Raw genomic sequence first — 25409 nt, 5'->3', positions numbered from 1 at the left:
ATGTCACTAAATTTCCCGCTGTTGCTGGTCATTGCCGTTGCCGTCTGTGGTCTCCTGGCGTTGCTCGATCTGGTGTTCTTCGCCCCGCGTCGTCGGGCGGCCATCGCTTCCTATCAGGGCAGCGTCAGCCAGCCCGATGCGGTGGTGGTCGAGAAGCTGAACAAAGAGCCCTTGCTGGTTGAGTACGGCAAGTCGTTCTTCCCGGTGTTGTTCATCGTGCTGGTGCTGCGCTCGTTTCTGGTAGAGCCGTTCCAGATCCCTTCGGGGTCGATGAAACCGACCCTGGATGTGGGCGACTTCATCCTGGTGAACAAGTTTTCCTACGGCATTCGCCTGCCGGTGATCGACAAGAAAGTCATCCCCGTGGGTGACCCGCAGCGCGGCGATGTGATGGTGTTCCGCTACCCAAGCGACCCGAACGTCAACTACATCAAGCGAGTCGTCGGCCTGCCGGGCGACGTGGTGCGCTACACCAGCGACAAACGCCTGTTCATCAATGGTGAGTCGGTGGCCGAGAAGCTGTTGGGCGCCGAGCCGAATACCTTGGGCAGCGCCGAGCTGTACCAGGAGAAACTCGGTGCGGTGGAGCACCAAATCCGCAAGGAAATGAGCCGCTACCGTGCGATGCCGGATGGCCAGTGGAAAGTGCCTGCCGGGCACTACTTCATGATGGGCGACAACCGGGACAACTCCAACGACAGCCGCTACTGGGATGACCCCAACATTCCCAAGGATCTGCTGGGCATGGTGCCGGACGAGAACATTGTCGGCAAAGCCTTCGCGGTCTGGATGAGTTGGCCGGAACCCAAGCTCAGCCACCTGCCGAACTTCTCGCGGGTCGGGCTGATCAAGTAATACAAGCGGCGCTGTGAACACAGCGCCGAATGCTTTTCTGGGGCTTGGACATTTTCCGATGCCCGGTACCCATCAGGATTTGAATTTGAACACTGCGTCAATCGTCGATGGCCGCCGGTGCCATCAACTAGATATGGATAAACCGTGACCGTTTCTCTAAGTCGTCTCGAGCGTCAGCTCGGCTACACCTTCAAGGACCAGGAATTGATGGTCCTTGCCCTCACACACCGCAGCTTTGCAGGGCGTAATAACGAGCGCCTGGAATTTCTCGGTGACGCTATCCTCAATTTCGCCGCCGGCGAGGCGCTGTTCGAGCGCTTCCCCCAAGCGCGAGAAGGCCAGCTTTCGCGTTTGCGCGCACGCCTTGTGAAAGGCGAGACCCTGGCCGTGCTGGCTCGAGGCTTTGGCCTGGGCGAGTACCTGCGGCTGGGTTCCGGTGAGTTGAAAAGCGGCGGTTTCCGTCGCGAGTCAATCTTGGCTGATGCGCTGGAAGCCTTGATCGGTGCAATCTACCTCGATGCAGGCATGGAGACGGCCAAGGAGCGCGTTGTCGCCTGGCTGGCCTCGGAAATCGAAAGCCTGACGCTGGTAGACACCAACAAGGATCCCAAGACCCGCCTGCAAGAGTACCTGCAGTCCCGCGGTTGCGAACTGCCACGCTACGAAGTGGTGGATATCCAGGGCGAACCCCATTGCAGGGTGTTCTTCGTGGAATGTGAAATCACCTTATTGAACGAAAAAAGCCGAGGTCAGGGTGTGAGCCGTCGTATTGCCGAACAGGTAGCGGCCGCTGCAGCACTGATTGCCCTGGGCGTGGAGAATGGCCATGACTGATTCAACCGCAACACGCTGTGGCTATGTTGCCATCGTCGGCCGCCCGAACGTGGGCAAGTCCACGCTGCTCAACCACATCCTCGGCCAGAAGCTCGCGATCACCTCGCGCAAGCCCCAGACCACCCGCCACAACATGCTGGGCATCAAGACCGAAGGCAACGTGCAAGCGGTGTATGTCGATACTCCTGGCATGCACAAAGGCGGCGAGAAAGCCCTGAACCGCTACATGAACAAGACCGCCTCGGCCGCGTTGAAAGACGTCGACGTGGTGATCTTCGTGGTCGACCGCACCAAGTGGACTGACGAAGACCAGATGGTCCTCGAGCGTGTGCAATACGTGACCGGCCCGTTGATCGTCGCGCTGAACAAGACCGACCGTATCGAAGACAAAGCCGAGCTGATGCCGCACCTGACCTGGTTGCAGGAACAACTGCCGAACGCCCAGATCATGCCGATCTCGGCCCAGCACGGCCACAACCTCGAAGCCCTGGAGCGCGTGATCGCCGGTTACCTGCCGGAAAACGAGCACTTCTTCCCGGAAGACCAGATCACCGACCGCAGCAGCCGCTTCCTTGCCGCCGAACTGGTCCGCGAGAAAATCATGCGCCAGATGGGCGCCGAGCTGCCGTACCAGATCACCGTCGAAATCGAAGAGTTCAAGCAGCAGGGCAAGACCTTGCACATTCATGCGCTGATCCTCGTCGAACGCGACGGCCAGAAGAAAATCATCATTGGCGACAAGGGCGAGCGTATCAAGCGCATCGGCACCGAAGCGCGCAAGGACATGGAGCTGCTGTTCGACTCCAAGATCATGCTCAACCTGTGGGTGAAGGTTAAGGGTGGCTGGTCCGATGATGAGCGTGCGTTGCGCTCTCTGGGCTATGGCGACCTGTAACGGGTTGCACAGTGACTGGCGGGCTTGCTGTGGCGAGGGAGCTTGCTCCCGCTGGGCCGCGGAGCGGCCCCAACAAGGTCGACGAGGTTTTTCAGGTATAACTCGGTGGCTGCTAGAGGGGCTGCTTCGCAGCCCAGCGGGAGCAAGCTCCCCTCGCCACACAAGCGCTCTCCTTCTTTAGAGATTCCCCGTCTCATGTCGCAATCCCCACCCCCCAGCCAACCCGCCTACGTCCTGCACAGCCGCGCCTACCGCGAAACCAGTGCGTTGGTGGACTTCCTCACGCCCCAAGGCCGACTGCGCGCAGTCTTGCGCAGCGCACGGGGCAAGGCGGGTACCTTGGCGCGGCCGTTCGTGGCGCTGGACGTGGAGTTTCGCGGCAAGGGCGAGCTGAAAAACGTCGGCCGCCTGGAAAGCGTTGGCACCTCGGCCTGGCTGAATGGCGATGCGCTGTTCAGCGGCCTTTACCTCAATGAACTGCTGATTCGCCTGTTGCCCGCCGAAGACCCGCACCCGGCGGTCTTCGATCACTACGCTGCCACCTTGCTGGCCCTCGCTGAAGGCCGTCCGCTGGAACCGCTGCTGCGCGCTTTCGAATGGCGCTTGCTCGACGACCTTGGCTACGGCTTCGAACTGGCCAACGACCTGCACGGGGAGCCCATCGCCGCCGATGGCATGTATCGCCTGCAAGTCGATGCGGGGCTTGAGCGTGTGTACCTGCTGCAGCCCGGCCTGTTTCAGGGCACCGAACTGCTGGCCATGAGCGAAGCCGACTGGCACGCTCCCGGTGCGCTGTCCGCCGCCAAGCGCCTGATGCGCCAGGCCCTGGCCGTGCACCTGGGCGGACGGCCGCTGGTCAGTCGCGAGTTGTTTCGAAAGCCCTGACGTCCCCGTGTATGCTGTGCACCGATTCTTTCCCTTTTCAGGAGCGCTTCCGTGACCACCAGCAATCGCATTCTTCTTGGCGTCAACATCGACCACGTCGCCACCCTGCGCCAGGCCCGGGGCACCCGTTACCCTGACCCGGTCAAGGCCGCGCTGGACGCCGAAGAAGCGGGCGCCGACGGCATCACCGTGCACCTGCGCGAAGACCGCCGCCACATCCAGGAGCGCGATGTACTGCTGCTCAAGGACGTGCTGCAAACCCGCATGAACTTCGAAATGGGCGTGACCGAAGAAATGATGGCGTTCGCCGAGCGCATCCGCCCGGCGCATATCTGCCTGGTACCGGAAACCCGCCAGGAGTTGACCACCGAAGGCGGCCTCGACGTCGCTGGCCAGGAAGCGCGGATCAAGGCGGCGGTGGAACGCCTGTCGCGGATCGGCAGTGAAGTCTCGCTGTTTATCGACGCCGACGAACGCCAGATCGAAGCCTCCCGCCGTGTCGGCGCCCCGGCCATCGAGCTGCACACTGGCCGTTATGCCGATGCCACCACGCCGACTGAAGTGGCCGATGAGTTGCAACGCATCATCGACGGCGTGAACTGCGGGCTCAACGAAGGCTTGATCGTCAATGCCGGCCATGGCTTGCATTACCACAACGTCGAAGCCGTGGCTGCGATCAAGGGCATCAACGAACTGAATATCGGTCACGCCCTGGTCGCGCACGCGCTTTTCGTCGGTTTCAAAGGCGCCGTGGCCGAGATGAAAGCCCTGATTCTGGCCGCTGCCAAGCCCTGATCGCACATTAACCTGTAGGAGCGAGCTTGCTCGCGAAGGTCGTTAACGATGACGCGGGGAGTCTGGCTCCCCGCGTTGTTCTCAGGTCTTTCGCGAGCAAGCTCGCTCCTACAGGTTTGAGCCATGTTTCATCTGTGCGGCAATGCGAAGCCTTACTGTTTAGCCGACGCAGGTGTATCGTATCAGCCCTTTGCGGGCCCTTGGCCTGCGGCAGATACGCGAGGTTGTTGTGTCCCGATCCTTTTCCCGTCGACAAATCCTGGGTGGTCTTGCTGGCCTGGCCGTAGTAGGCGTCGGTGCCGGCGGTGGCTACCGCTACTGGCTGGGGAAAGTCGCTGAGTCCGAGGCGGGGCACGATTACGAGCTGATCGCCGCGCCCCTGGACGTAGAGTTGGTGCCGGGGCACAAGACCCAGGCCTGGGCGTTCGGCCCATCGGCGCCGGGCACCGAGTTGCGGGTGCGCCAAGGCGAATGGCTGCGGGTGCGCTTTATCAATCATCTGCCAGTCGCCACTACCATCCACTGGCACGGCATCCGCCTGCCGCTGGAAATGGACGGCGTGCCCTACGTCTCGCAATTGCCGGTGCTGCCTGGCGAATACTTCGACTACAAATTCCGCGTGCCCGATGCCGGCAGCTACTGGTATCACCCTCACGTGAGCAGCAGCGAAGAACTCGGCCGTGGCCTCGTCGGCCCGTTGATCGTGGAAGAGCGCGAACCCACCGGTTTCCAGTACGAGCGCACCTTGAGCCTGAAGAACTGGCACATCGACGAAGAGGGCGCATTTGTCGAGTTCAGCATCCCCCGTGAAGCGGCGCGTGGCGGCACGGCCGGGCGCCTCTCGACTATCAACGGCGTGCCCCAGGCGGTGATCGACCTGCCGGCTGGGCAAATCACCCGCGTGCGCCTACTCAACCTCGACAACACCCTGACTTATCGCCTCAATATTCCTGGCGTCGAAGCGCAGATCTATGCCCTGGACGGTAACCCCATCGAGCCGCGCCCGTTGGGCAAGGAATATTGGCTGGGCCCGGGCATGCGCATTTGCCTGGCGATCAAGGCGCCACCGGCGGGCGAAGAACTGTCGCTGCGCAACGGCCCGGTGCGCCTTGGCACCTTCCGCTCTGTCGCCAATACCGACGCGCCTACCGCATGGCCACCGGCATTGCCGGCCAACCCGGTTGCCGAGCCAGACCTGGCCAATGCCGAGAAACTCAACTTCAATTTCGAATGGGTCGGTTCAGTGTCGGTCAATGTCGAAAACGGCAAGCCGCCGAGCCTGTGGCAGATCAACGGCCAGGCCTGGGACATCACCGACAAGACCTGCGCCGACCGCCCGATTGCCAAGCTGGAGAAGGGCAAGAGCTACATTTTCGAATTGAAGAACATGACCCAGTACCAGCACCCGATCCACCTGCACGGCATGAGCTTCAAGGTGCTTGCGTCCAACCGCCACAAGGTGATCCCGTATTTCACCGACACCTATCTGCTGGGCAAGAACGAACGCGCCCGCGTGGCCTTGGTGGCGGATAACCCAGGGGTGTGGATGTTCCATTGCCATGTGATCGACCACATGGAAACCGGCCTGATGGCCGCCATCGAGGTGGCGTGATGCGCCAGATTCGTCCCGCCGCGATTATCGACCGCAGCCGCGACCAGGACTTTATGCGCGAAGCCCTGGCGCTCGCCGCCCAAGGCGCTGCATTGGGCGAAGTGCCGGTGGGTGCGGTGCTGGTGCAGGGCGGTGAAATCATCGGCCGCGGCTTCAACTGCCCCATCAGTGGCAACGACCCCAGCGCCCATGCCGAAATGGTCGCGATCCGCGCCGCTGCTCAGGCGATCAGCAACTATCGGCTGGTGGGCAGCACGCTGTACGTGACGCTGGAACCGTGCAGCATGTGTGCCGGGCTGATCGTGCATTCGCGGGTGGCGCGGGTGGTGTATGGCGCGTTGGAGCCGAAGGCGGGCATCGTGCAAAGCCAGGGGCAATTTTTTACCCAGGGTTTTCTTAACCATCGGGTGTTGTTTGAAGGCGGGGTATTGGCCGAGGAGTGTGGGGCTGTCCTGAGCGAGTTCTTCAAAGCCCGACGAGCCAAACCGTGATGATCGTTCCCACGCTCTGCGTGGGAACGCAGCACAGGACGCTCTGCGTCCCAAAGCGTGACGTAGAGCGTCTCAAGAGGCATTCCCACGCAGAGCGTGGGAACGATCATAGTGGTGTCATTTACGAGCGATGATCACCGCCCGCATCGGCGCCGGCAGCCCTTCAATGGTCTTGCTGTGATCCTCAGGGTCCAGGAAATCACTCAGCGACTGATACTTCATCCAGTGCGTCCCACGCTGCTCCTCAACCGTGGTCACGCTCACATCCACGCACCGCACATCACTGAACCCGGCCCGGCGCAGCCACAGCATCAACGCCGGTACCGACGGCAGGAACCACACGTTGCGCATCTGGGCGTAACGGTCTTCTGGCACCAGCACTTGTTGTTGGTCGCCTTCCACCACCAATGTTTCCAACACCAACTCGCCGCCCTTGACCAGGGTGTCCTTCAACGCCAGCAAATGCTCGATGGGCGAGCGGCGGTGGTAGAACACGCCCATGGAAAATACCGTGTCAAAGCCTTCCAGGTTCGCCGGCAAGTCTTCGAACGGGAACGGCAAGTGCCAGGCCTTGGGCTCGGACAAGTAGCGCTGCACCGCCTGGAACTGGCAGAAGAACAGCCAGTTGGGGTCCACGCCAATCACGCTGTCGGCCCCGGCGCCGAGCATGCGCCACATGTAGTAGCCGTTGCCGCAGCCCACATCGAGGATGCGCTTGCCTTTGAGGTCCAGGTGCGGCGCGACCCGCGACCACTTCCAGTCCGAACGCCACTCGGTGTCCACATGCACGCCGAACAGATGGAACGGGCCTTTGCGCCAGGGGCTCAGGCCCATCAGCGCCGTGTGCATCTGTTCGCGGGTGGCGTCGTCGCAATCGGTGTCCAGCACCAAGCCGTTGAGCAAATCTACGCTGTTGGGCTGGATCTTCGGCAGTGCATCCAAGGCGCTCTGCCAGCGCTCCAGGTCGCCATGGCCTTTTTCCATCTTGCTATCGAGCTGCGCTTGCAGGCCCTGGGCCCACACGGCCAGGGGAGTGCCGACCAGATGGCGGGCGAGGGGGGACAAATCAATCATGGCAAGGCAATCAACGAGGCAAAGTTAAGACACTGGAACCACGGCACGACTTTCGAGAACCCGGCCGCCAGCAGGCGTTCGCGGTGTTCTTCGAGGCTGTCGGGCTTCATGACGTTTTCGATGGCGCTGCGCTTCTGGGCGATTTCCAGTTCGCTGTAGCCGTTGGCGCGTTTGAAGGCGATATGCAAGTCGGTCAGCAGCGCGTGCTCTTCAACATCGTTGAAGCGCAGCTTTTCCGAGAGGATCAACGCCCCGCCCGGCAGCAGCGCCTGGCGAATGCGCCCCAGCAACGCCCGGCGCTCCTGGGGGGCGATAAATTGCAGGGTGAAGTTCAGGGCCACCACCGAGGCGGGCTTGAATTGCAGGGCGAGGATATCGCCCTCGATCACCTCCACGGGCAGCAACTCCTGGAACATCGAGTCCTGGCCATTGAGGTATTCGCGGCAGCGCTCGACCATCGCGGCGGAGTTATCCACGGCGATCACCCGGCAACCCTCGGTGCGTACATGGCGACGCAGGGCTTGGGTCACGGCGCCCAGGGAAGAGCCCAGGTCATACAGCACGCTACCCGGTTGGGCAAATTGCGCGGCCAGCACGCCGAGGTTCTCGACGATGGTGGGGTAGCCCGGCACCGAGCGCTTGATCATGTCCGGGAACACCCGCACCACATCCTCGTTAAAGGCGAAGTCCGGCACCTGGGGCAGGGGCTGGGCGAATAGGCGATCGGGTTCTTTGCTCACGGCTGTTCCGGCGACGGTGGGGGAAAGGCCGGCATTTTAGCCAAGTTGGCCCTCGGATGCGCGGGTTGTCTGATGGAAAGCCGAGGCGGTGATGCCCCATTGCCCGAGCCAGTAGGTGGCGATCAGCAAATACGGCGCTGCCTCGAACGCCAGCACAAACCGGTTGATGCCGATCAGTGCGTCGGAAACCACAAACGACACCGCACCCGCCGCCGCCAGCCACGCTGAACGCTTGGGCACCTCGCTGCCCAGTCGCGCCAACGCACGCCAGAGCATGGCGCTGATCACCAGCGCGTAAACCACCACCGGTATCAAAAGCTCACCGAGGCCGTGGGAGATCAGGATGCTCAGCAAGATTGCGCCTACGCCGAGGGCCAGCACCAGCGGCAGCAGCGCCAAGCGCCGACAGTCACTGAAATAGGCTTTGAGATAGGCCAGGTGCGCGAACAGAAACGCGCCCAGGCCAAAGATAAACAGGTCGCCTGGCCAGGCGAGCAACACGTCGCCCACCAGGGAAAAAATCAACCCCAGGCTGATCCAGCGTCGATACTCGGTGGGCGGCGCGTCATGCAGCCAACCCAGCAGCGCCAGCACCGGCAGTGGCTTGACCAGCAGGCACAGCAGCGTCGCATGGGTCGCCAAGCCATAGACAAAGGTGCCGGCGCCCATCAAGGCAAGGATCAGCCATGGCATATCAGTTCACCGTAATGGCGCAGTCAAAGGTTTCGGCAGGTTCGGCCTCCGGCTCCCAAGGTTGCTGGGATGTCAGGCGCAAACGCCCTTGCCCTGCGGCAAACGCCTGGAAGCGCCAGGTGGACTGGCCGCCACCGCCGATCACGCCGGACTCGGTGCTGCTGTAGACCTCGGGGCTCAAGGCGCGCAACACGCCGCCGGCGGAGTCCTGGATGGCCCAGCGGTAACCGGTGGTGGGGTTGCTGGGCAGGGTGAGGATCAGGTTTTGCCCGTTTTTAAGCTGGAGCGGGCAGGCGCTCTGGTTGTCCACGCTGACGTTTTGCTTGGGGGCACTGGCGCATGCGGCCAGCAAGACAAGGCTCAAGGGAAGAAGCAGGCGGGCAGCGGTCATGAAGGCTCCGTTAATACACGACGAAGGGGGAGCATAACCGAAGATGAGACAAGGTGTGACAAGGTGGGGTTTTGCGTTGGCCGATCGTTCCCACGCTCTGCGTGGGAACGTTGCCTTGGACGCTCCGCGTCCGCTTTGTGACGCGGAGCGTCACGGGATGTATTCCCACGCAGAGCGTGGGAATGATCAGGTCTGGATATTTCTCAGAAGAGCACCTTCGCCACATCCGCAAACCGCTTGGCAAAGTGCACCGTCATCCCTTCCTTCAAATAGTCCGGCAACTCTTCAAAGCTGCCACGGTTGGGCTCCGGCAAGATCAACTCGTGAATCTTCTGGCGCCGCGCCGCAATCACCTTCTCGCGCACCCCGCCAATCGGCAGTACATGCCCGGTCAAGGTCAGTTCGCCGGTCATTGCCACGCCTTTTTTCGGCGGTTGGTTGCGGGCCAGGGACAGCAACGCACTGGCCATGGTCACGCCGGCACTCGGGCCGTCTTTCGGCGTGGCGCCTTCCGGCACGTGCAAGTGCACGAAGGCTTCGTCGAAGAACTTCGCATCGCCGCCAAACGACTTCAGGTTGGAACTGATGTAGCTGTAGGCGATTTCGGCGGACTCTTTCATCACTTCACCCAACTGCCCGGTGAGCTTGAAGCCGCGGTTGAGCGTGTGGATGCGCGTCGCTTCGATCGGCAAGGTGGCGCCGCCCATGCTGGTCCACGCCAGGCCGGTAATCACGCCGGTGCCGGACAGCACTTGCTCATTACGGAATACCGGCATGCCCAGGGAGCTTTCCAGGTCCTTGTTGCCGATCTTGATCACCGAGTCCGGCTCATCCAGCAGTTTTACCACCGCCTTGCGCACCAGCTTGCCCAGCTGTTTCTCCAACTGACGCACGCCGGCCTCTCGCGCATAACCGTCGATCAAGGCGCGCAAGGCACCGTCGGTGATGGTCAGGCTGTTTTTGGCCACGCCGGCTTTTTCCAACTGCTTGGGCCACAAGTGGCGCTTGGCGATGGCGACTTTTTCTTCGGTGATATAGCCCGACAGGCGAATCACTTCCATGCGGTCCAGCAATGGACCGGGGATTGAGTCCAGGGTGTTGGCGGTGCACACGAACAGCACTTTGGACAGGTCCAGGCGCAGGTCCAGGTAATGGTCGAGGAATTCGACGTTCTGCTCCGGGTCCAGGGTTTCGAGCAGCGCCGACGCCGGGTCGCCCTGGAAGCTCTGGCCCATCTTGTCGATCTCGTCGAGCATGATCACCGGGTTCATCACTTCCACGTCTTTCAACGCCTGCACCAGCTTGCCAGGCAGGGCGCCGATGTAGGTGCGGCGGTGGCCCTTGATCTCGGCCTCGTCGCGCATGCCGCCAACACTGAAGCGATAGAACGGCCGCCCCAGGGATTCGGCGATGGACTTGCCCACACTCGTCTTGCCCACGCCCGGCGGACCTACCAGCAACACGATGGAACCGGCGACTTCGCCCTTGTAGGCGCCCACCGCTAGGAATTCGAGGATGCGGCTCTTGATGTCATCCAGGCCCGCATGGTGCTTGTCGAGCACTTTGCGCGCGTGCTTGAGGTCGAGTTTGTCTTCTCCGTACACGCCCCACGGCACCGAGGTGGCCCAGTCCAGGTAGTTGCGTGTGACGGCGTATTCCGGCGAACCGGTTTCCAGGATCGACAGTTTGTTCAGTTCTTCATCAATGCGTTTTTTCGCTTGCGCCGGCAACACCTTGCCTTGCAGGCGCTGTTCGAACTGTTCGACGTCGGCGCTGCGATCGTCCTTGGTCAGACCCAGCTCCTGTTGGATGACCTTGAGTTGTTCCTTGAGGAAGAACTCACGCTGGTGCTCGCCGATCTTGCGGTTCACTTCGGCGGAGAGTTCTTTTTGCAGACGCGCGACTTCTACCTCTTTGCGCAGCATTGGCAGCACTTTTTCCATGCGCTTGAGCATGGGCACACAGTCCAGCACTTCTTGCAGCTCATTACCTGTCGCCGAGGTGAGGGCGGCGGCGAAGTCGGTGAGCGGCGACGGGTCGTTGGGGCTGAAGCGGTTGAGGTAGTTCTTCAACTCTTCGCTGTACAGCGGGTTGAGGGGCAGCAGTTCCTTGATCGCATTGATCAGCGCCATGCCGTAGGCCTTCACCTCATCGGTCGGCTCGCTGGGCTGGTGCGGGTATTCGACTTCCACCAGGTAAGGTGGGCGGTGGTGCTTGAGCCAGGTCTTGATGCGTACGCGGGTCAGGCCCTGGGCGACGAACTGCAGCTTGCCGTTCTCGCGGCTGGCGTGGTGCACCTTCACCAGGGTGCCGTACAACGGCAGGGCGGAGGTGTCGAAGTGCCGTGGGTCTTCGGGCGGCGTGTCCATGAAAAACAGCGCAAGGGAATGGTGGTCGGATTTGCTCACCAGCTCCAGGGTTTCGGCCCAGGGTTCTTCATTGACGATCACCGGCAACACTTGTGCCGGAAAAAACGGCCGGTTGTGGATCGGGATGATGTAGACCTTGTCCGGCAGGTTTTGCCCAGGCAGGGCCAAGCCAGTATTGGACGAGGGGGTTTCAGAGTTTTCGGGGTCGGCGTAATCGTTGAGGTCGTAATCTGGAAATTCTTGCTGGTCGCTCATGGGGCACCTGCATCAGTAAGTATGCAGGTTAGATGGGGCGGGGTTGCGGTGGTTTCAATGGGGAGGCGTCGTTAGCAACAATTTGCATGAAATAACGGGAGGGTTGCGGTCAACGTACTTTACCCCTCCGCTTTTCGAACTGATCGTCAATAATGTGACGGCTAGACCCAGCTTTTATTGGGTTTACTTATCCCCAGTCCCAGCTAACCTGCTTTAATAAAATTCCCCATAAAAAAGGATGTTTTTTTGACGCCGGTTAGCAGTCGGCAGGGACGCGTATGACACAAGGAAAGCACGGCCAAGAGCGACGAGCGCGGCCCGAGGGCGCGGCCATGCACTGGCGCCACACGTTTCAGACCCGCATAGCCGGAGTGCTGGCGCTGTTGTTGCTGGTGGTCGTGGCCGCCACCTATTTTGCCGTGCACGCTGCCACCACCCGTGCGGTGGAGAACCAGGCCGACGTACAGTTGAACACCGGGCGGCAGGTGTTCGAGCGCCTGCTGGACCTGCGCGGGCGGCGCTTGCAGTACGGGTTGGACTGGCTCACCGCCGATGGGCCGTTCAAGCAGGCGGTGGCCGGCGGCCGGACGGTGCCGATCCTGGAGGCCCTGGGCACCCATGGCACCGGGGTCAGTTCCAGCGAAGTGGTGGTGCTGGGCCTGGATGACAGGGTCATGGTCAGTACCCTGCTGGTGCAGACGCGGGGCCAGTTGTTCCCGTATGCCGATGCCTTGCGCAAGGCGCGGCGCAGCGGCCAGCAAATGTTGATCGTCGCCATGGCCGGGCGCCCCTATTTGCTGGTGCAAAAAGATGTGCTCGGGCCTGTGCCGATCGCACGCGTGGTCATGGGCTTTCCCATGGACACGCAATTCGCCCATGAACTGCGCTCCATGAGCAACCTGGAGGTGTCGTTCCTCAGTGTGCAGGACGGCCATCTCGGTCAGCTGTTCACCACCCACCCTGGCAATTGGCGCCCAAGCATTATCAGCCTCTTGCATGGCACGCAGGTCGATCCTGAGGCGAAGATCCAGCTGTTCCATGGCCAGCGTGTGCTCAGCCAAGTGTTGCCCTTGGCCAACAGCGGCGAAGGCGATGAAGTGCGCGTGTTGCTGCAAAGCCCGCTGGACCATGCGCTGGAATCCTTCGCGCCGCTGGACCGGCAGTTCATGGGGATTGCCCTGGCGGTGCTGCTGGTCTCGCTGGCGGTGGCCTTATTCCTGGCGCGGCGAGTGTCACGCCCGCTCAATGCGCTGGTGCAAGCCGCTGAACGGATCGGGGCCGGTGACTACCGCACCCCGGTGCGGGTGCGCAGCCACGACGAGTTCGGCCTGCTGGCGCGGGCGTTCAATGCCATGCAAAGCGGCATCGCCCTGCGCGAACGGCAACTGGCCCACAATGCCTTGCATGACCCGCTCACCGGATTGCCCAACCGTGCCTTGGCCATGGAGCGCCTGGGCAGTGCGATCAGCGCACGGCGGTCGGTGGTGTTGCTGTACGTGGGGATTGAAAACTACCGAGTCATCAACGAAGGGTTCGGCCCCGAAGGTGTCGAGCACATGTTGTGCGAGGCCAGCCGCTGCTTGTCCAGCAGCCTGTTGGCCAGCGACACCGCCGCGCGCATCGCCGGCAGTGAGTTTCTGTTGTTGCTGGAAAACACCGAGATCGACTCTGCCGTGGCCCGCGCCGACCAGTTGCATGGGGCGTTGACCGAACCCCTGCGCATCGGCAATGACGAAGTGCGCCATGAGGTGAGTATCGGCATCGCCGCGTACCCTGCTGATGGGCAGCAGGTGGAAGAGTTGATCAACCGCGCGGCCATCGCCCGGCACGACGCGGCCAACCTGCCGGGGCATTTGCAGATCTACCAACCGGACCGCGACCTCGCCCACCAACGCCAGATCACCCTGATTCGCGACTTGCGCCGCGCCGTGATCGAAGGCGAGTTGTTCCTGTGCTACCAACCCAAGCTCGACCTGCGGCACGGGCACGTGGGCCAGGCCGAAGCCTTGCTGCGCTGGCAACACGCGACGCTGGGGCAAGTGTCTCCGGGGGAGTTCATTCCGTTGGCCGAACGCACTGGCAGCATGGGTGCCCTGACCCTGTGGGTGATCGAGGAAGCCATCCGCCAGATTGCCGAATGGGCGCAGCGTGGGCTGGTTATCCAGCTGTCGGTGAATATCTCCGTGAACGACTTGGCGGATGATGACTTGGCCATTCGCGTCACCGCGCTATTGGCCCAATACCATGTGGGCGCCGAGCATTTGATTTTCGAGATTACCGAGAGCGCCATTATGCACAACCCGCAGCAGGCCCTCAGCGTGCTGGAGCAGCTGCGCAATTGCGGGATCAGCCTGTCGGTGGATGATTTCGGCACCGGTTACTCCTCCCTCGCACAGTTGCAGCGCCTGCCGGTGCAAGAGCTGAAGATCGACCAGTCCTTTGTGCGCAACCTCGACAGCACCAGCGGCGACGGGGTGATCGTGCGCTCCACCATCGAGATGAGTCATAGCCTGGGGCTCAAGGTGGTCGCCGAGGGCGTGGAGTTCGAACACAGCCTCACCTTGCTCAAACGCTGGAACTGCGACACGGCCCAGGGCTACCTGATCAGCCGGCCGCTCAATGCCATGGCGTTCGAGCGGTGGATGCGGCGTGAGCAGGTGCCAACCTAGACAGTTTGACTGTGGCGAGGGAGCTTGCTCCCGCTGGAGTGCGAAGCGCTTCCAGGATTTTGGGGCCGCTGCGCAGCCCAGCGGGAGCAAGCTCCCTCGCCACAGGGGGGCTACTTTGGCAGCGTTCAAGCGACCAGGGCTTGCAATCGCACCCACAACCTTTGGACATGCTGATGCTCGGTGCCCAGCGCGCCGATGGACACCCTCACCATCCAGCGCTCATCGAGGATGGCGGGGGTGACGTAAGCATCGCCTGACTGGTTGAGTTTTTCTGCCCAGGCTCGCGTGTGATGGTCCAGTGCCTGGCCTTCCAAACCCGGCGGTTCATGGCGAATGCACAGGGTTTGCAAGGCGGGCGTGGCCACCAGTGTCCAGTGCTCAGTGGCTTCGATCTGCTCTGCCAGCCAGCGCGCATTGGCCAGGTCTCGCCGCAACCGCGCTTGCAGGCCGCTGACGCCTTGCTCGCGTATCAGGAACCACAACTTCAAGGCGCGGAAACGGCTGCCCAGGGAGATCCGCCAGTCACGGTAGTTTCGCACTTGGCCGTCTGCGCTGGACTGCAGGTAACTCGGGTTGGTGGTCATGATGCGAATCAAATGCTCGGGGTCGCGCACGAAGTAAACCGAGCAATCGAAGGCCGCGCCCAGCCATTTGTGCGGGTTGAGCACTAGGGAGTCAGCCTTTTCGATGCCATCCCATAAGGCCCGGCATTCTGGCAGGATCATTGCGGCGCCGGCCATGGCCGAGTCCACATGCAGCCACAGGCCGTGACGTTGGGTCAGTTCGCCAATTGCATCCAGGGGGTCGATCGCCATGGCGGCCGTGGTGCCGGTGGTGGCAATCACCACGCAGGGCGTGTTACCGGCGGCCAGGTCCTGTTCGATGGCGTGCGCCAGTGCCTGGGGCGACATTGCATGGTGTGCGTCGGTGGCGATGGTGCGGATATGGTTCTGGCCGAACCCGGCCAGGATCGCCGCCTTGTTGACCGAGCTGTGGGCATGGGCTGAGGTGTAGACGATCAGGGGCGCGCTGCTGTTTTGCAGGCCGTTGTGCATCAGCGCGTAATCGGAGCTGCGTTCCCGGGCGCTGATAAGCGCCACCAGCGTGGAGGTGGACGCAGAGTCCTGGATCACACCGCTCCACGTGTTGCCCAGGCCGAGCATGTCGCGCAGCCAGTCGGTGGTGACTTCCTCTATTTCGGTGAGAGCCGGACTGGATTGCCAGGACAACCCAATCACACCCAGGCCGGTGCTCAGGCAATCGCCCAGCACTGAGGACAGTTCCACATTGGAAGGGAAGAACCCGAAGAAACTGGGATGCTGCCAATGCAGCAAGCCGGGCATGATCAGTTTTTCGACGTCGCCCATGATCTGTTCGAACGGTTCGGCGGTGTCAGGCGGGCTGGCCGGCAGGGCAGCTTTGATCTCGCCAGGTCGGGTGGTGGGCTGCACGCCGCGTTGTTCGATGTTCTGTCGGTAGTCTGCAATCAGGTCGATCATGGCATAGCCATGTTGGCGGAATTCTTCGGGGGTCATAGATAAACGTCCATGTGCACGAGCAATAAAAGTATTAGCACCAGAAGTAAAACGGTTCGCCGGGGGTATAGCCGATAAACGACTGCATGCTGACGCGTTTTCCCGAATCGAACCCGCAGATGGCGTGGGGGCGGCGGGTATTGATGAGCACCAGTTCGTTCTTGCGTGGGCGGATGCGCAGCGGTTTTTGTAAACACTGTTCGGGCAGTTGGGCACCTTCGAAGCGCTTGACCTCATCATAGCTAAAGGCTTGGGTATCCCAGATGATCAACTCGCCCCCCGAAGGCGGTGTTTGCAGGTAGATATTGGCGCTGAATTGATGCTGCAGTTCAGCGATTGTGCGGGGCAGGCAATCCACATGGGGCACCGTTTCCGAGAGGTGCGCCGTCTCCGGGAACATGACGCGGATGATCCCGCAAAACATCGGTCGGCCCTGGAACGCAGCGGCTGTTGCACCTTGCGGCCAGAGCGCCTGGAACTGTTCCATCAGCTGTTGAATGGGCGGTTTTTGCGGCGCACAGAGGCTGTCGATAAGGCCGCGCATACGGGCCGCGTCTGCATAATATTTTTCTTGTGCGTCACCGCCGGCGGCCTTGCCGTACGTGGAGTTGAACGGGTTGCCCCAGCGATGCACACCATAGAAGTGCTGAACGATGCGCCCCTCTTCATAGGTTTCATGACCATAGTGTTCCAGGGTGGCGGTATCGTCGATGGCCTGAATCAACCGTGCGCTGGTGGTTGCGTTGGCAAATTCAGGTACCCGAATGGCAAGCACTTCGCCACTGATGAGTTTTTTCAAACTGGCAGTATTGAGGTGTTCAAGCTCCAGGATTTTTGTGGGGGTGGAAAGAATTGGTTTTGTAGCGACATGGTCCGTCATGCAGTGAAGCTCCCTTTAAAGTTTTATCCGTACGCCTTTTGTATTACGCAGGGCGTGCGCACTAAATTAGTTTTAAAGGGTTGAGGGGAAACGCTGGGGCATTATCAGCAGGCAAAAAAAAAGCGGCTGCCCGTTCGGGCCGCCGCTTTTTTACCGCCAGCGCTACTTAATCCGGCAGTTTGAACGCCATTACATAATCACCCTGCTTGGTCCCCAGGGAACCGTGACCGCCCGCCATGACCAGCACGTATTGCTTGCCGTCCTTGCCGGTGTAGGTCATCGGGGTGGTTTGCGCGCCTGCAGGCAGGCGGCCTTCCCACAGTTGCTTGCCGTTTTTCACGTCATAGGCACGCAAGTACTGGTCCAGTGTGCCGCTGAGGAACGCGACGCCACCGGCGGTGGTGAACGTACCACCCAGGCTAGGCACGCCCATGGTCAGTGGGATTGGAACCGGCGAGCTGTCACGCACGGTGCCGTTCTTGTGCATCCAGATGGTCTGGTGGGTGGTCAGGTCGACCGCCGCCACGTAGCCCCAGGCCGGTGCCTGGCACGGCAGGCCCATCGGCGACAGCAGTGCTTCAAGGATCACACCATACGGGGCGCCTTTGTTCGGCTGCACGCCTTCGGTTTCGCTGACGCGTGGGCCTTGCTTGGCAATGTCGGCAGCCGGGATCAGCTTCGATTTGAACGCCATGTAGCTTGGGTTCACGAAGGCGATCTGGCGCACCGGGTCAACCGAGATACCGCCCCAGTCGAACACGCCGAAGTTGCCTGGGTACACGATCGAACCTTGCAGGGACGGCGGGGTGAACGGGCCGTCGTAGCGCATGGATTTGAAATCGATCCGGCACAGCATCTGATCGAACGGTGTCACGCCCCACATGTCGCGTTCTTTCAACGGCGGCGGCATGAAGTTCAGGTCGGACTTGGGTTGGGTAGGGGAGGTGCGGTCGCCCGCCACTGCGCCCTGTGGCACCGGGATTTCATTGACGGGCACCACTGGCTGGCCAGTGGCGCGGTCCAGCACGTAGATGCTGCCTTGCTTGGTCGACGCCATCACCGCTTGCTTCACGCCCGCAGCGGTCTTGATGTCGATCAGCGAAGGCTGGCCGCCCACGTCCATGTCCCACAGGTCGTGGTGGGTGAACTGGAAGGTCCACTTCACGTGGCCGGTGTCGATGTCCAGGGCGGTCAGGCCCGCGGCGTACTTCTCGGACTCATCGGTACGGTCGCCGCCGTACTGGTCGGGCATCTGGTTGCCCATCGGCAGGTAGAGCATGCCGAGTTTTTCATCCACGGCGAACATGGACCACATGTTCGGCGAGTTGCGGGTGTAGGTCTTGCCCTCGGCCAACGGGGTGGTGTCGTCCGGGTTGCCGCTGTCCCAGTTCCACACCAGCTTGCCGGTGTGCACGTCGAACGCGCGGATCACGCCGCTTGGCTCGTCGATGGAAACGTTGTCGGTCACGTGACCGCCGATCACGACCAGGTTCTTGGTCACGGCCGGTGGCGACGTGGAGTAGTAACCGCCTGGGGCGAAGCTACCGATGTTGGCACGCAGGTCGACCTGGCCTTTGTCACCGAAGTCTTCGCACATCTTGCCGGTGTCGGCGTTCAGGGCGATCAGACGGGTGTCGGCGGTCGGCACGAAGATGCGTTTCGGGCAGGCATTCGGAGCGGCGGCCGGGCTGGCAGTGCCAGTCGGGCTCTGCTCGGAAGCGTAGGCGGCGTCATCGTGGTACGACACGCCACGGCAGGTCATGTGCGCCCAACCTTTGAAGCTCTCAGCACCCTGGGTGGTGATTTTCGGGTCGAAACGCCAGATTTCCTTGCCGGTATCCGGGTCCAGGGCAATCACTTGGCTGTGCGGTGTGCACACGTAGAGCATGCCATTGACTTTCAGCGGGGTATTTTCGGCGGTGGTTTCACCGGGATCGCCTGGGCCAGGGATGTCGCCAGTGCGATAAGTCCACGCCGGCACCAGCTTATGGGCATTCTCCGGGGTGATCTGTGCCAGTGGCGAGTAACGGTCACCGAAGGCCGAGCGGCCATAGGAGTTCCAGTCGCCATCGGCCTGGGTTGGCGCAGCGCTGGCCATACCCGGCACCGCGTCGCGGTCCAGTTGGCCGGTCTTGACCATTTCACCTGGGTTGGTGAATTGGCTGGCCAGGGCGGTCGCGCCCGCCAGCACCACGGCAACGCTCAGCGCGCCAGTGCCCAGCGGTGCGGCTTGGCCACGCAGCAATGGCCGACGAAACCACGGCAGCAGCATGACGATGCCGAGGGCGAACAGCAGGGCCAGACGCGGCACCAGTTGCCACCAGTCCAGGCCCACTTCCCACAGGGCCCACACGGTGCTGGCAAACAACACCAGTGCATACAGGCCCAGCGCGGCGCGGCGAGTGGCCAGCAGCAATACGCCGGTCACGGCAATGCCGATACCGGCCAGCAGGTAGTACAGCGACCCGCCGAGCATACTCAGCTTGACGCCACCGGCCAGCAAGGCCAGCCCCATGATCAGCAGCAAGACCCCCAGCAGCCTGGGCAACAGGCGGCTTGGGCTTGAGGCACCATCAGTGCTCATAGTGTGTTTCTCCGTTACGTTGGAATTATGTAACCCCGTGCTTCACTCACTGTAGATGACGATTCGGCTCGGGCTTGGTTCATCGTTATTTTTGGTTTTTTCTGTGGATAACCGGGTTATCCACAGGCGGGCAATCAATCCCCTGGCGCAGGTCGATTCAAGACAGCGCTGTCTTTGTGCAGGAAGAAATTCGGCAAAGGGAGTCGACCGGGAGGTGAAGCGTTTCAGATTGTTGCGAAGGATAATGCGGCGGGGCGTTTTGAGAAAGGGTGAATCGCAAGATGCATCATTTCAGTTTTGGTAACAGTGACAGATAGTCGCTGCAAAAATAGCCTGATGGCAGGCTCTATCTCTGTAGGAGCGAGCTTGCTCGCGAAAAACTCACAGGCGCCGCGTTTATTCAGGAAGCGCGCGTTATCGTTGGCGTTTTTCGCGAGCAAGCTCGCTCCTACAGGGGGGGTGAGGTGACGGTTAGAAAGTGGTGCGGATGCCGAACTGCACACTGCGCCCCGGCGCCGGTGCGATGTCGCGCAGGATCGAGCTGGCATAGCGCACGGTCTGGTTGGTCAGGTTCTCGCCATTGACGAACGCCAGCCACTGGCTGCCGCCCACATTGAAGCGATACCCCGCGCTGGCGCCGAGGGTGGTGTAGCCATCGGTGCCGCTTTCGTTATCCGGCACACGCCCTTGGCCTGCGGCATGTTCCACGTCGATACGCGCTTGCCAGCGATCCAGTTCCCACAGCAAGCCGCTGTTCAAACGCAATGGCGCAATGCGCGGCAAGGCTTCGCCGGTGTCCAGGTTGGTGGCGCGGGTGTAGTCGCCCGACAGTTCCAGCGCAAACTTACCGTAGGCGCCTTCGCCGAGCTTCCAGTGATCCTGGGCTTCGAAGCCGGCGAAACGTGCGCGCACACCAGAATATTCGTACTCGGGAATACCTCCCGCGTCCTCTTCGCCTTCATCGTTCAGGGTACGACCCGTGCCCAACAAGCCGATGTAATTGGAGAAGTGGCTATAGAACACGCCGAAGCTGCCCTTGTGGGTGCCGTTGTCAAAGCGCAGGGCCAGGTCGCTGGACACGGCCTTTTCTTTCTTCAGGTTGGCATCGCCCAACTCGTAGGTACCGGTGGCAACGTGGGCGCCGTTGGCGTACAGCTCGTAAAAGGTCGGCGCGCGTTCGGTGTAGCCGAGGGTGGCAGCCAGGGACCAGATCGGCGTGAGGGTGTACACCGCACCTGACGACAGGCTACCGGCGGTGAAGTCACTGCTCTTGTCAGCATTGGCAAAACGCTCGTTGCCTTTGGCGTTCGGGTCGACGCTGGTGTGTTCCAGGCGTGCGCCGAGGCTGAGTTTCAGGCGTTCGGTGGCTTGCATTTCTTCGAGGATAAACAGCGCGCCGGCGTTGGTGTCGGTCTGCGGCACGAAGGCTTCTTCGCCCAGGGCCGAGAACTCGTTGCGGGTTACTTGGGCGCCGACCACGCCATCGAATGGGCCAATCGGCTGGTGACGAGCTTCCACCCGCGCTTCATAGCCTTTGTTCTTGAAGGTGGTGCCGGTTTCACCGCCTTCGATTTCGCGGTGTTCGTAGTCGGTGTACCCGGCGTCGATTTTCACCGAGGTAAACGGCCCTTGCAGGTTGCGGATCTCGGAGGCAAAGGCGTAGTGGTCCTGTTTCATGCGGATGCGCACATCCTGCTCGGCGGGTGAGCCGTAGTTACTGTCGTAATTACTGTAGGACAGCCCGGCATAACCATCGTCCCAGGTGTAGGAACCGCCCACCGCGCCGCCGTCCTGGCGCCCATTGCTGTTACCCAGGCGCCCGTTTTTGCCGGGGCCGTTCTCGCTCTCCGGTGCATGCCGGCTGCGGGCATAGCCTGGAATTTTCAGGTCGTTGAACTCGCGGCCATTGGCATCCAGGTGCAAGGCGAAGCTGCCGTTGCCGGCTTCCAGCTTGCCCGCGCTGCTGCGGGTGGTGTCGGCACCGCCGTAGCGCAACTCGCCGGCGCCATGGATGCCTTCAATGGCCTCGGTGGGGATGCGATTGTCGAAGGTGTTGACCACGCCGCCGATGGCGCTGCCGCCGTACAGCAGGGCGGCCGGGCCCCTTACGATTTCGATGCGGTCAACGTTGATCGGGTCCAAGGGCACCGCGTGGTCGTAGGACAGCGACGAGGCATCCAGCGCCCCCACGCCGTTGCGCAGGATGCGAATGCGGTCGCCATCCTGGCCGCGAATGATTGGGCGGCTGGCCCCCGGGCCAAAGTACGAAGACGACACGCCCGGCTGCTTGTTCAGGGTTTCACCGAGGCTGCCTTTTTGTTGCAGGGTCAGGTCATCGCCTTCCAGCACGGTGGTGGGCGAGGCGAGTTGTGTGCTGCCCAGCGGGTTGCCGGTGACTACTTGGGGTGGCAGTTCCAGGGCATGGGCCTGGGAGCCAATCAACAGGGCGGCAGCGAGGGGCGACAAGCGCCAGAGAGAAGGCAGCGACATCGGAAATTCCTGGGCAAAATGACTGATAACTTAAGTTACAATATAACATCTCTTTTCTGTGAAAAAGGGGAACTTTTCCTGGCGGGCTATATTCAATGCGATGCTTCCACCTGCTCGCCCCGTCGGCTAAGGTGCGCGGCTGTGTTCCTCTTTTTGCAAAAGGCCCGGCATGACCGCGACAAGCAACGACCCGCTCCACGGTGTGACCCTGCAACACGTGCTCACCACCCTGGTGGAGCATTACGAGTGGAGCGGCTTGGCCGAGCGCATTGATATCCGCTGCTTCAAGAGTGACCCGAGCATCAAGTCGAGCCTGACTTTCCTGCGCAAAACCCCGTGGGCGCGGGAAAAGGTCGAAGGTTTGTACGTCAAGCTGATGCGTACCAAACGCCCACTGGATTGAGTGCATGAAGCGCTTTGTTGCGGCGGCGGCGTTGGCCGGTTGGGTGGGGTTGGCGATCCAGCAATACCTGATTCTCTATTCGCGCTGGGCCAGTGGCGCGAGCTTGCTGGGCGGCCTGATCAGTTTCTTCAGCTTCTTCACCGTTCTGACCAATACCTTGGTGGTCGTGGTGCTCAGCTACTCACTGGTCAAGCGCGACTCAGCCGCCAAGCGGTTTTTCCTCGCGCCTCGCATCAGTAGCGCGATTGCCGCGAGCATCGTGGTGGTGAGCCTGGCCTACAACCTGCTGCTGCGGCATCTGTGGAGCCCGCAAGGCTTTCAATTTATCGCCGATGAATTGCTGCACGACGTCATGCCGTTGTTGTTTGTGGTGTATTGGTGGCGGTGCGTGCCCAAGGGTACGTTGCGGCTCAAACACATTGCCGGCTGGGTGATCTACCCATTGGTGTACTTCGGTTATGTGCTGCTGCGGGGGCATATGCTCGGGCAGTATCAGTACCCGTTCATGGATGTGGACAGCCTCGGTTATCCACAAGTGTTTGTGAATGCCGGAGGGATTTTGGCAGGGTTTATCGTCATTGGGCTGGTGATCGTTGGCCTGGACAAGCGCCTCAAATCACCCTCGATTTAAAGTGAGCACCATTAAGGTGGGAGCAGGCAAGCCAGCTCCCACCTTATTCATTCTTCTCCGCTGCCCTCAGCACGCCAGTAACCCACGGCCTTGAGGTATTCCTCGTTGACCTTGTGCGCATCCAGCAGCACCCGCCGTACCTGGCGTGACAACTTGGTTTCGGTGGCGACAAAGCTGTACAGCGTGCCGCTGGGCAGCGTCAGGTTGCGCACCACGTCGAGCAGGTCATCCTGGCCGCGCATCACCCAAATAATCTCGACGTCCGCCGCGCTTTGCAGCGCTTGTTGCTCCGCCGCATCGGCGATTTCAATCACCGCCAGCACCTTGCGCCCGGCCGGCAGTTCTTCCAGGCGTCGACCGATGGCGGGCAGGGCGGTTTCGTCGCCGATCAGCAGGTAGCTGTCGAAAATGTCCGGCACGATCATCGAGCCTCGTGGCCCGCCGATATACAGGTGCTGACCGACCTGCGCCTGCTCGGCCCAGGTAGACGCAGGGCCATCGCCATGCAGCACGAAGTCGATATCCAGCTCGCCGATTTTCAGGTCGTAGCGTCGTGGCGTGTAGTCGCGCATGGCCGGTTGCGGGCCGTCGCCCTTGATGGCGAACGTCGGGCTTTCCAGCGCCGCTTGCTCGGCGGCGTTCTGCGGGAACAGCAGCTTGATGTGATCGTCGCTGCCCAGGCTGATAAAGCCCGCCAGCTCAGGCCCGCCCAGTGTGATGCGGCGCATGCGCGGGGTGATATCCACCACCCGCAGCACTTCCAGGCGGCGGCGTTTGATTTCGTGAGTCACGCGATGAATGGCTTGTGTGTTCATTGGTCTGTCCCGTCGGCAATGGCTTGGGCGGTGCGATTGAGCAGCGCCGCAACACGAACGATTTCCTGCGGGCTCCAGTGCCCGTTGTGCGAATGCAAGGCGTGGCGCAGGTTGTGCACCGCCTCATGAATCTCGGGTGGGCGATCGTGGCCGCGCAGCGAGCGTTTGCTCACATCGATGCGCATGCGCACGCCGTCCAGGGCAACGGCCTGCTCACTTAGAAAGAGACGACCGGCGTCGGTGATTGTGTAGTGTTTTTTCCCGCCTTCGGCATTGCCGCTGATCAGCTCGCTCTCTTCGAGGAAGGTCAAGGTCGGGTAGATCACGCCGGGGCTGGGGCTGTAGGCGCCGTCGAACAGGCTTTCGATGCGGCGGATCAGGTCGTAGCCGTGGCATGGCTGTTCGGCGATCAGCGCCAGCAGCAGTAATTTCAGATCACCCGGTGCGAAGACGCGAGGACCGCGACCGCCACGTTTTTCGAATTCACCGCGAGGTTCGTTTCTCATGCAGGCTCTCCAGACAGGTTTAGATATAACTTAAGATATATCTTAGCGTGGCGGTAGGGCTTGGCGACCAACGGTCGTCGGCGCCTTTTCCGGCAGAGGACCTTGGAATACGTGGAATACGATTAATTTTAGAGTCATAACTTTAATTAGAGTTTAAACTCAGTTAAGTTTATGTCCGGCAGCTTGTTTGTGGTATTTTTCTGAGCGAAAGTTCTTTTGGTTGGCCCTGTTTTTTGTGTTGTAGTCTTGTTCTTACAGCTAATTTAAAAGTTTTGGCAAAGTGCCATGTTTTTCTCTCAATCCCTGATTAATAGGGCTACGCAGGCGTGAGAGGTTGCCTGCATACCTACTGTTGTTTTGAGTTGATCATTGTTTGGCGTTGCAACTAACGGCGGCGCGTTCGTTGTTAAGGCGGTTACTTGGCGACGAATCACTCAATGTTGATAACTACAGGTATTGACCATGTTCAAGAAGTTCGCGATTGCTGTTCCCCTGGCTGTTATGGCGCTGTCCTCCTCGGTAACAGCTTTTGCTGCCGGTGAAGCCAGCCACACCGTCAACATGAAGGCCACCATCCCGACTACCGTGTTCCACGCTCAGCCGCGTGACCCGAACTGGGGTCGCGATGAAACCATGACCTACAACCTGGTCAGCGGTGAGCTGGCGCCGTTGAGCGCCATCTACGACATCAAGAACACCAATGGTTCGGTTCACGCCTACATCGAAGGCGGCCCGGCCGTGCTGTTCAACGGTGACCCAAGCCAGAACATCCCGCTCACCACCACCCTCAATGGTGTGACCCTGACCGGCACCCCACAGGAAGTGGTCAACGAAGCCGACTCCACCCCAGGCGTAGGTGCGGAGATGCGCATCGTCGCAGCCAAGCCTTCGGCGACTCAGCGCGGTTCGTACACCTCCGTGATGCCAGTGGTCTTCGACGCGGTACTGCCAGTAGCGCCTTGATGCCACTTAATGCCCGCTTGGCGCGGGCATGACTTTTCAGGTCG

General features: G+C 61.2%; 23 protein-coding genes. 11 read left to right on the top strand and 12 right to left on the bottom strand.

Translation table 11 applies throughout. The features are described 5' to 3' along the window. The 7 genes from lepB to tadA all read left to right on the top strand — a co-directional run bounded on the left by lepB (position 1) and on the right by tadA (position 6367). A complete protein-coding gene (gene lepB, locus FXO12_RS12335; protein ID WP_003188855.1) occupies positions 1–855 on the top strand; it encodes a signal peptidase I in 855 nt (284 codons plus the stop codon). A 144-nt stretch (positions 856–999) separates the two neighbouring features. Beyond that, the gene (gene rnc, locus FXO12_RS12330) at positions 1000–1689 is read left to right on the top strand and encodes a ribonuclease III (protein ID WP_003188856.1); all 690 of its coding nucleotides are present in this window, start codon (positions 1000–1002) and stop codon (positions 1687–1689) included. Then, entirely contained in the window at positions 1682–2584 is a 903-nt protein-coding gene (era, locus tag FXO12_RS12325; RefSeq protein ID WP_005785147.1) for a GTPase Era, read from the top strand. Before rnc ends, era begins: the two co-directional genes overlap by 8 nt. Positions 2585–2779: 195 nt before the next feature. Next, positions 2780–3469, top strand: coding sequence for a DNA repair protein RecO (recO, locus tag FXO12_RS12320; RefSeq protein WP_034128656.1), 690 nt, complete (start codon positions 2780–2782; stop codon positions 3467–3469). A 51-nt stretch (positions 3470–3520) separates the two neighbouring features. Then, positions 3521–4264: a pyridoxine 5'-phosphate synthase gene (gene pdxJ / locus FXO12_RS12315; protein ID WP_032893404.1), complete on the top strand. Its 744-nt coding sequence runs from the start codon at positions 3521–3523 to the stop codon at positions 4262–4264. Between the two features lie 229 nt (positions 4265–4493). After that, positions 4494–5876 carry a multicopper oxidase family protein gene (locus FXO12_RS12310; RefSeq protein WP_034128713.1) on the top strand — a complete coding sequence of 461 codons (1383 nt, stop codon included), beginning with the start codon at positions 4494–4496 and terminating at the stop codon, positions 5874–5876. Then, positions 5876–6367, top strand: a complete 492-nt coding sequence (gene tadA, locus FXO12_RS12305) for a tRNA adenosine(34) deaminase TadA (RefSeq protein WP_054897751.1) — start codon at positions 5876–5878, stop codon at positions 6365–6367. The genes FXO12_RS12310 and tadA overlap by 1 nt, the downstream gene beginning before the upstream one ends. A 117-nt stretch (positions 6368–6484) precedes the next feature. Here tadA and cmoB read toward each other — a convergent pair whose 3' ends face one another. The 5 genes from cmoB to lon all read right to left on the bottom strand — a co-directional run bounded on the left by cmoB (position 6485) and on the right by lon (position 11889). Next, positions 6485–7441 carry a tRNA 5-methoxyuridine(34)/uridine 5-oxyacetic acid(34) synthase CmoB gene (gene cmoB / locus FXO12_RS12300; RefSeq protein ID WP_057976111.1) on the bottom strand — a complete coding sequence of 319 codons (957 nt, stop codon included), beginning with the start codon at positions 7439–7441 and terminating at the stop codon, positions 6485–6487. After that, positions 7438–8181: a carboxy-S-adenosyl-L-methionine synthase CmoA gene (cmoA, locus tag FXO12_RS12295; RefSeq protein WP_057976109.1), complete on the bottom strand. Its 744-nt coding sequence runs from the start codon at positions 8179–8181 to the stop codon at positions 7438–7440. Before cmoA ends, cmoB begins: the two co-directional genes overlap by 4 nt. Positions 8182–8217: 36 nt before the next feature. Next, positions 8218–8874 carry a lysoplasmalogenase gene (locus FXO12_RS12290; protein WP_034128651.1) on the bottom strand — a complete coding sequence of 219 codons (657 nt, stop codon included), beginning with the start codon at positions 8872–8874 and terminating at the stop codon, positions 8218–8220. 1 nt (position 8875) lies between these two features. Continuing rightward, positions 8876–9265: a protease inhibitor I42 family protein gene (locus FXO12_RS12285; protein ID WP_057976107.1), complete on the bottom strand. Its 390-nt coding sequence runs from the start codon at positions 9263–9265 to the stop codon at positions 8876–8878. A gap of 203 nt (positions 9266–9468) precedes the next feature. Then, a complete protein-coding gene (lon, locus tag FXO12_RS12280) occupies positions 9469–11889 on the bottom strand; it encodes an endopeptidase La (RefSeq protein ID WP_057976105.1) in 2421 nt (806 codons plus the stop codon). A gap of 332 nt (positions 11890–12221) precedes the next feature. Here lon and FXO12_RS12275 point away from each other — a divergent pair, with 332 nt between their 5' ends. After that, positions 12222–14558 (top strand): bifunctional diguanylate cyclase/phosphodiesterase, encoded by a 2337-nt coding sequence (locus tag FXO12_RS12275; RefSeq protein ID WP_054897756.1) that lies wholly within the window; start codon positions 12222–12224, stop codon positions 14556–14558. Between the two features lie 125 nt (positions 14559–14683). On the opposite strand, the gene FXO12_RS12270 is transcribed toward FXO12_RS12275, so the two are convergent. The 5 genes from FXO12_RS12270 to FXO12_RS12250 all read right to left on the bottom strand — a co-directional run bounded on the left by FXO12_RS12270 (position 14684) and on the right by FXO12_RS12250 (position 22047). Next, positions 14684–16093, bottom strand: coding sequence for a pyridoxal-dependent decarboxylase (locus FXO12_RS12270; RefSeq protein ID WP_057976103.1), 1410 nt, complete (start codon positions 16091–16093; stop codon positions 14684–14686). A gap of 34 nt (positions 16094–16127) precedes the next feature. Then, positions 16128–16973: a 2OG-Fe(II) oxygenase gene (locus FXO12_RS12265; protein WP_057976101.1), complete on the bottom strand. Its 846-nt coding sequence runs from the start codon at positions 16971–16973 to the stop codon at positions 16128–16130. 166 nt (positions 16974–17139) lie between these two features. Then, positions 17140–19557: a glucose/quinate/shikimate family membrane-bound PQQ-dependent dehydrogenase gene (locus FXO12_RS12260; protein ID WP_034127999.1), complete on the bottom strand. Its 2418-nt coding sequence runs from the start codon at positions 19555–19557 to the stop codon at positions 17140–17142. A 224-nt stretch (positions 19558–19781) separates the two neighbouring features. After that, positions 19782–19997, bottom strand: coding sequence for a hypothetical protein (locus tag FXO12_RS12255; RefSeq protein WP_034127998.1), 216 nt, complete (start codon positions 19995–19997; stop codon positions 19782–19784). Positions 19998–20028: 31 nt separating this feature from the next. After that, positions 20029–22047 carry a TonB-dependent receptor gene (locus FXO12_RS12250; RefSeq protein WP_057976099.1) on the bottom strand — a complete coding sequence of 673 codons (2019 nt, stop codon included), beginning with the start codon at positions 22045–22047 and terminating at the stop codon, positions 20029–20031. A gap of 169 nt (positions 22048–22216) precedes the next feature. On the opposite strand from FXO12_RS12250, the gene FXO12_RS12245 reads away from it, so the two are divergent. Next, complete coding sequence (locus FXO12_RS12245; protein WP_003188882.1) at positions 22217–22450, top strand: VF530 family DNA-binding protein; 234 nt, start codon at positions 22217–22219, stop codon at positions 22448–22450. A gap of 4 nt (positions 22451–22454) precedes the next feature. Continuing rightward, positions 22455–23081, top strand: coding sequence for a Pr6Pr family membrane protein (locus FXO12_RS12240; RefSeq protein WP_034127996.1), 627 nt, complete (start codon positions 22455–22457; stop codon positions 23079–23081). A gap of 47 nt (positions 23082–23128) precedes the next feature. Here the strand turns inward: FXO12_RS12240 and FXO12_RS12235 are convergent, their stop codons facing one another. Beyond that, positions 23129–23896 (bottom strand): siderophore-interacting protein, encoded by a 768-nt coding sequence (locus tag FXO12_RS12235; RefSeq protein WP_057976097.1) that lies wholly within the window; start codon positions 23894–23896, stop codon positions 23129–23131. Beyond that, entirely contained in the window at positions 23893–24402 is a 510-nt protein-coding gene (locus tag FXO12_RS12230) for a PadR family transcriptional regulator (protein WP_034127994.1), read from the bottom strand. The genes FXO12_RS12235 and FXO12_RS12230 overlap by 4 nt, the downstream gene beginning before the upstream one ends. 462 nt (positions 24403–24864) lie before the next feature. Here FXO12_RS12230 and FXO12_RS12225 point away from each other — a divergent pair, with 462 nt between their 5' ends. Beyond that, positions 24865–25365 (top strand): CS1 type fimbrial major subunit, encoded by a 501-nt coding sequence (locus FXO12_RS12225; RefSeq protein WP_054897684.1) that lies wholly within the window; start codon positions 24865–24867, stop codon positions 25363–25365. Positions 25366–25409: the final 44 nt, after the last annotated feature.

Origin of the sequence: Pseudomonas sp. J380, from assembly GCF_009827115.1 — a bacterium.
GTDB classification, from domain to species: domain Bacteria; phylum Pseudomonadota; class Gammaproteobacteria; order Pseudomonadales; family Pseudomonadaceae; genus Aquipseudomonas; species Aquipseudomonas paracarnis.
Note: the sequence above shows the minus strand (reverse complement) of the source record. Positions and strands in the feature narration are given on the sequence as shown.

Excerpts from the sequence above, each read along its gene's own strand:
- lepB (WP_003188855.1), top strand. The coding sequence starts at position 1 with ATGTCACTAAATTTCCCGCTGTTGCTGGTCATTGCCGTTGCCGTCTGT.
- era (WP_005785147.1), top strand. The coding sequence starts at position 1,682 with ATGACTGATTCAACCGCAACACGCTGTGGCTATGTTGCCATCGTCGGC.
- recO (WP_034128656.1), top strand. The coding sequence starts at position 2,780 with ATGTCGCAATCCCCACCCCCCAGCCAACCCGCCTACGTCCTGCACAGC.
- tadA (WP_054897751.1), top strand. The coding sequence starts at position 5,876 with ATGCGCCAGATTCGTCCCGCCGCGATTATCGACCGCAGCCGCGACCAG.
- cmoB (WP_057976111.1), bottom strand. The coding sequence starts at position 7,441 with ATGATTGATTTGTCCCCCCTCGCCCGCCATCTGGTCGGCACTCCCCTG.
- FXO12_RS12290 (WP_034128651.1), bottom strand. The coding sequence starts at position 8,874 with ATGCCATGGCTGATCCTTGCCTTGATGGGCGCCGGCACCTTTGTCTAT.
- FXO12_RS12285 (WP_057976107.1), bottom strand. The coding sequence starts at position 9,265 with ATGACCGCTGCCCGCCTGCTTCTTCCCTTGAGCCTTGTCTTGCTGGCC.
- lon (WP_057976105.1), bottom strand. The coding sequence starts at position 11,889 with ATGAGCGACCAGCAAGAATTTCCAGATTACGACCTCAACGATTACGCC.
- FXO12_RS12275 (WP_054897756.1), top strand. The coding sequence starts at position 12,222 with ATGCACTGGCGCCACACGTTTCAGACCCGCATAGCCGGAGTGCTGGCG.
- FXO12_RS12270 (WP_057976103.1), bottom strand. The coding sequence starts at position 16,093 with ATGACCCCCGAAGAATTCCGCCAACATGGCTATGCCATGATCGACCTG.
- FXO12_RS12265 (WP_057976101.1), bottom strand. The coding sequence starts at position 16,973 with ATGACGGACCATGTCGCTACAAAACCAATTCTTTCCACCCCCACAAAA.
- FXO12_RS12260 (WP_034127999.1), bottom strand. The coding sequence starts at position 19,557 with ATGAGCACTGATGGTGCCTCAAGCCCAAGCCGCCTGTTGCCCAGGCTG.
- FXO12_RS12250 (WP_057976099.1), bottom strand. The coding sequence starts at position 22,047 with ATGTCGCTGCCTTCTCTCTGGCGCTTGTCGCCCCTCGCTGCCGCCCTG.
- FXO12_RS12245 (WP_003188882.1), top strand. The coding sequence starts at position 22,217 with ATGACCGCGACAAGCAACGACCCGCTCCACGGTGTGACCCTGCAACAC.
- FXO12_RS12240 (WP_034127996.1), top strand. The coding sequence starts at position 22,455 with ATGAAGCGCTTTGTTGCGGCGGCGGCGTTGGCCGGTTGGGTGGGGTTG.
- FXO12_RS12235 (WP_057976097.1), bottom strand. The coding sequence starts at position 23,896 with ATGAACACACAAGCCATTCATCGCGTGACTCACGAAATCAAACGCCGC.
- FXO12_RS12230 (WP_034127994.1), bottom strand. The coding sequence starts at position 24,402 with ATGAGAAACGAACCTCGCGGTGAATTCGAAAAACGTGGCGGTCGCGGT.
- FXO12_RS12225 (WP_054897684.1), top strand. The coding sequence starts at position 24,865 with ATGTTCAAGAAGTTCGCGATTGCTGTTCCCCTGGCTGTTATGGCGCTG.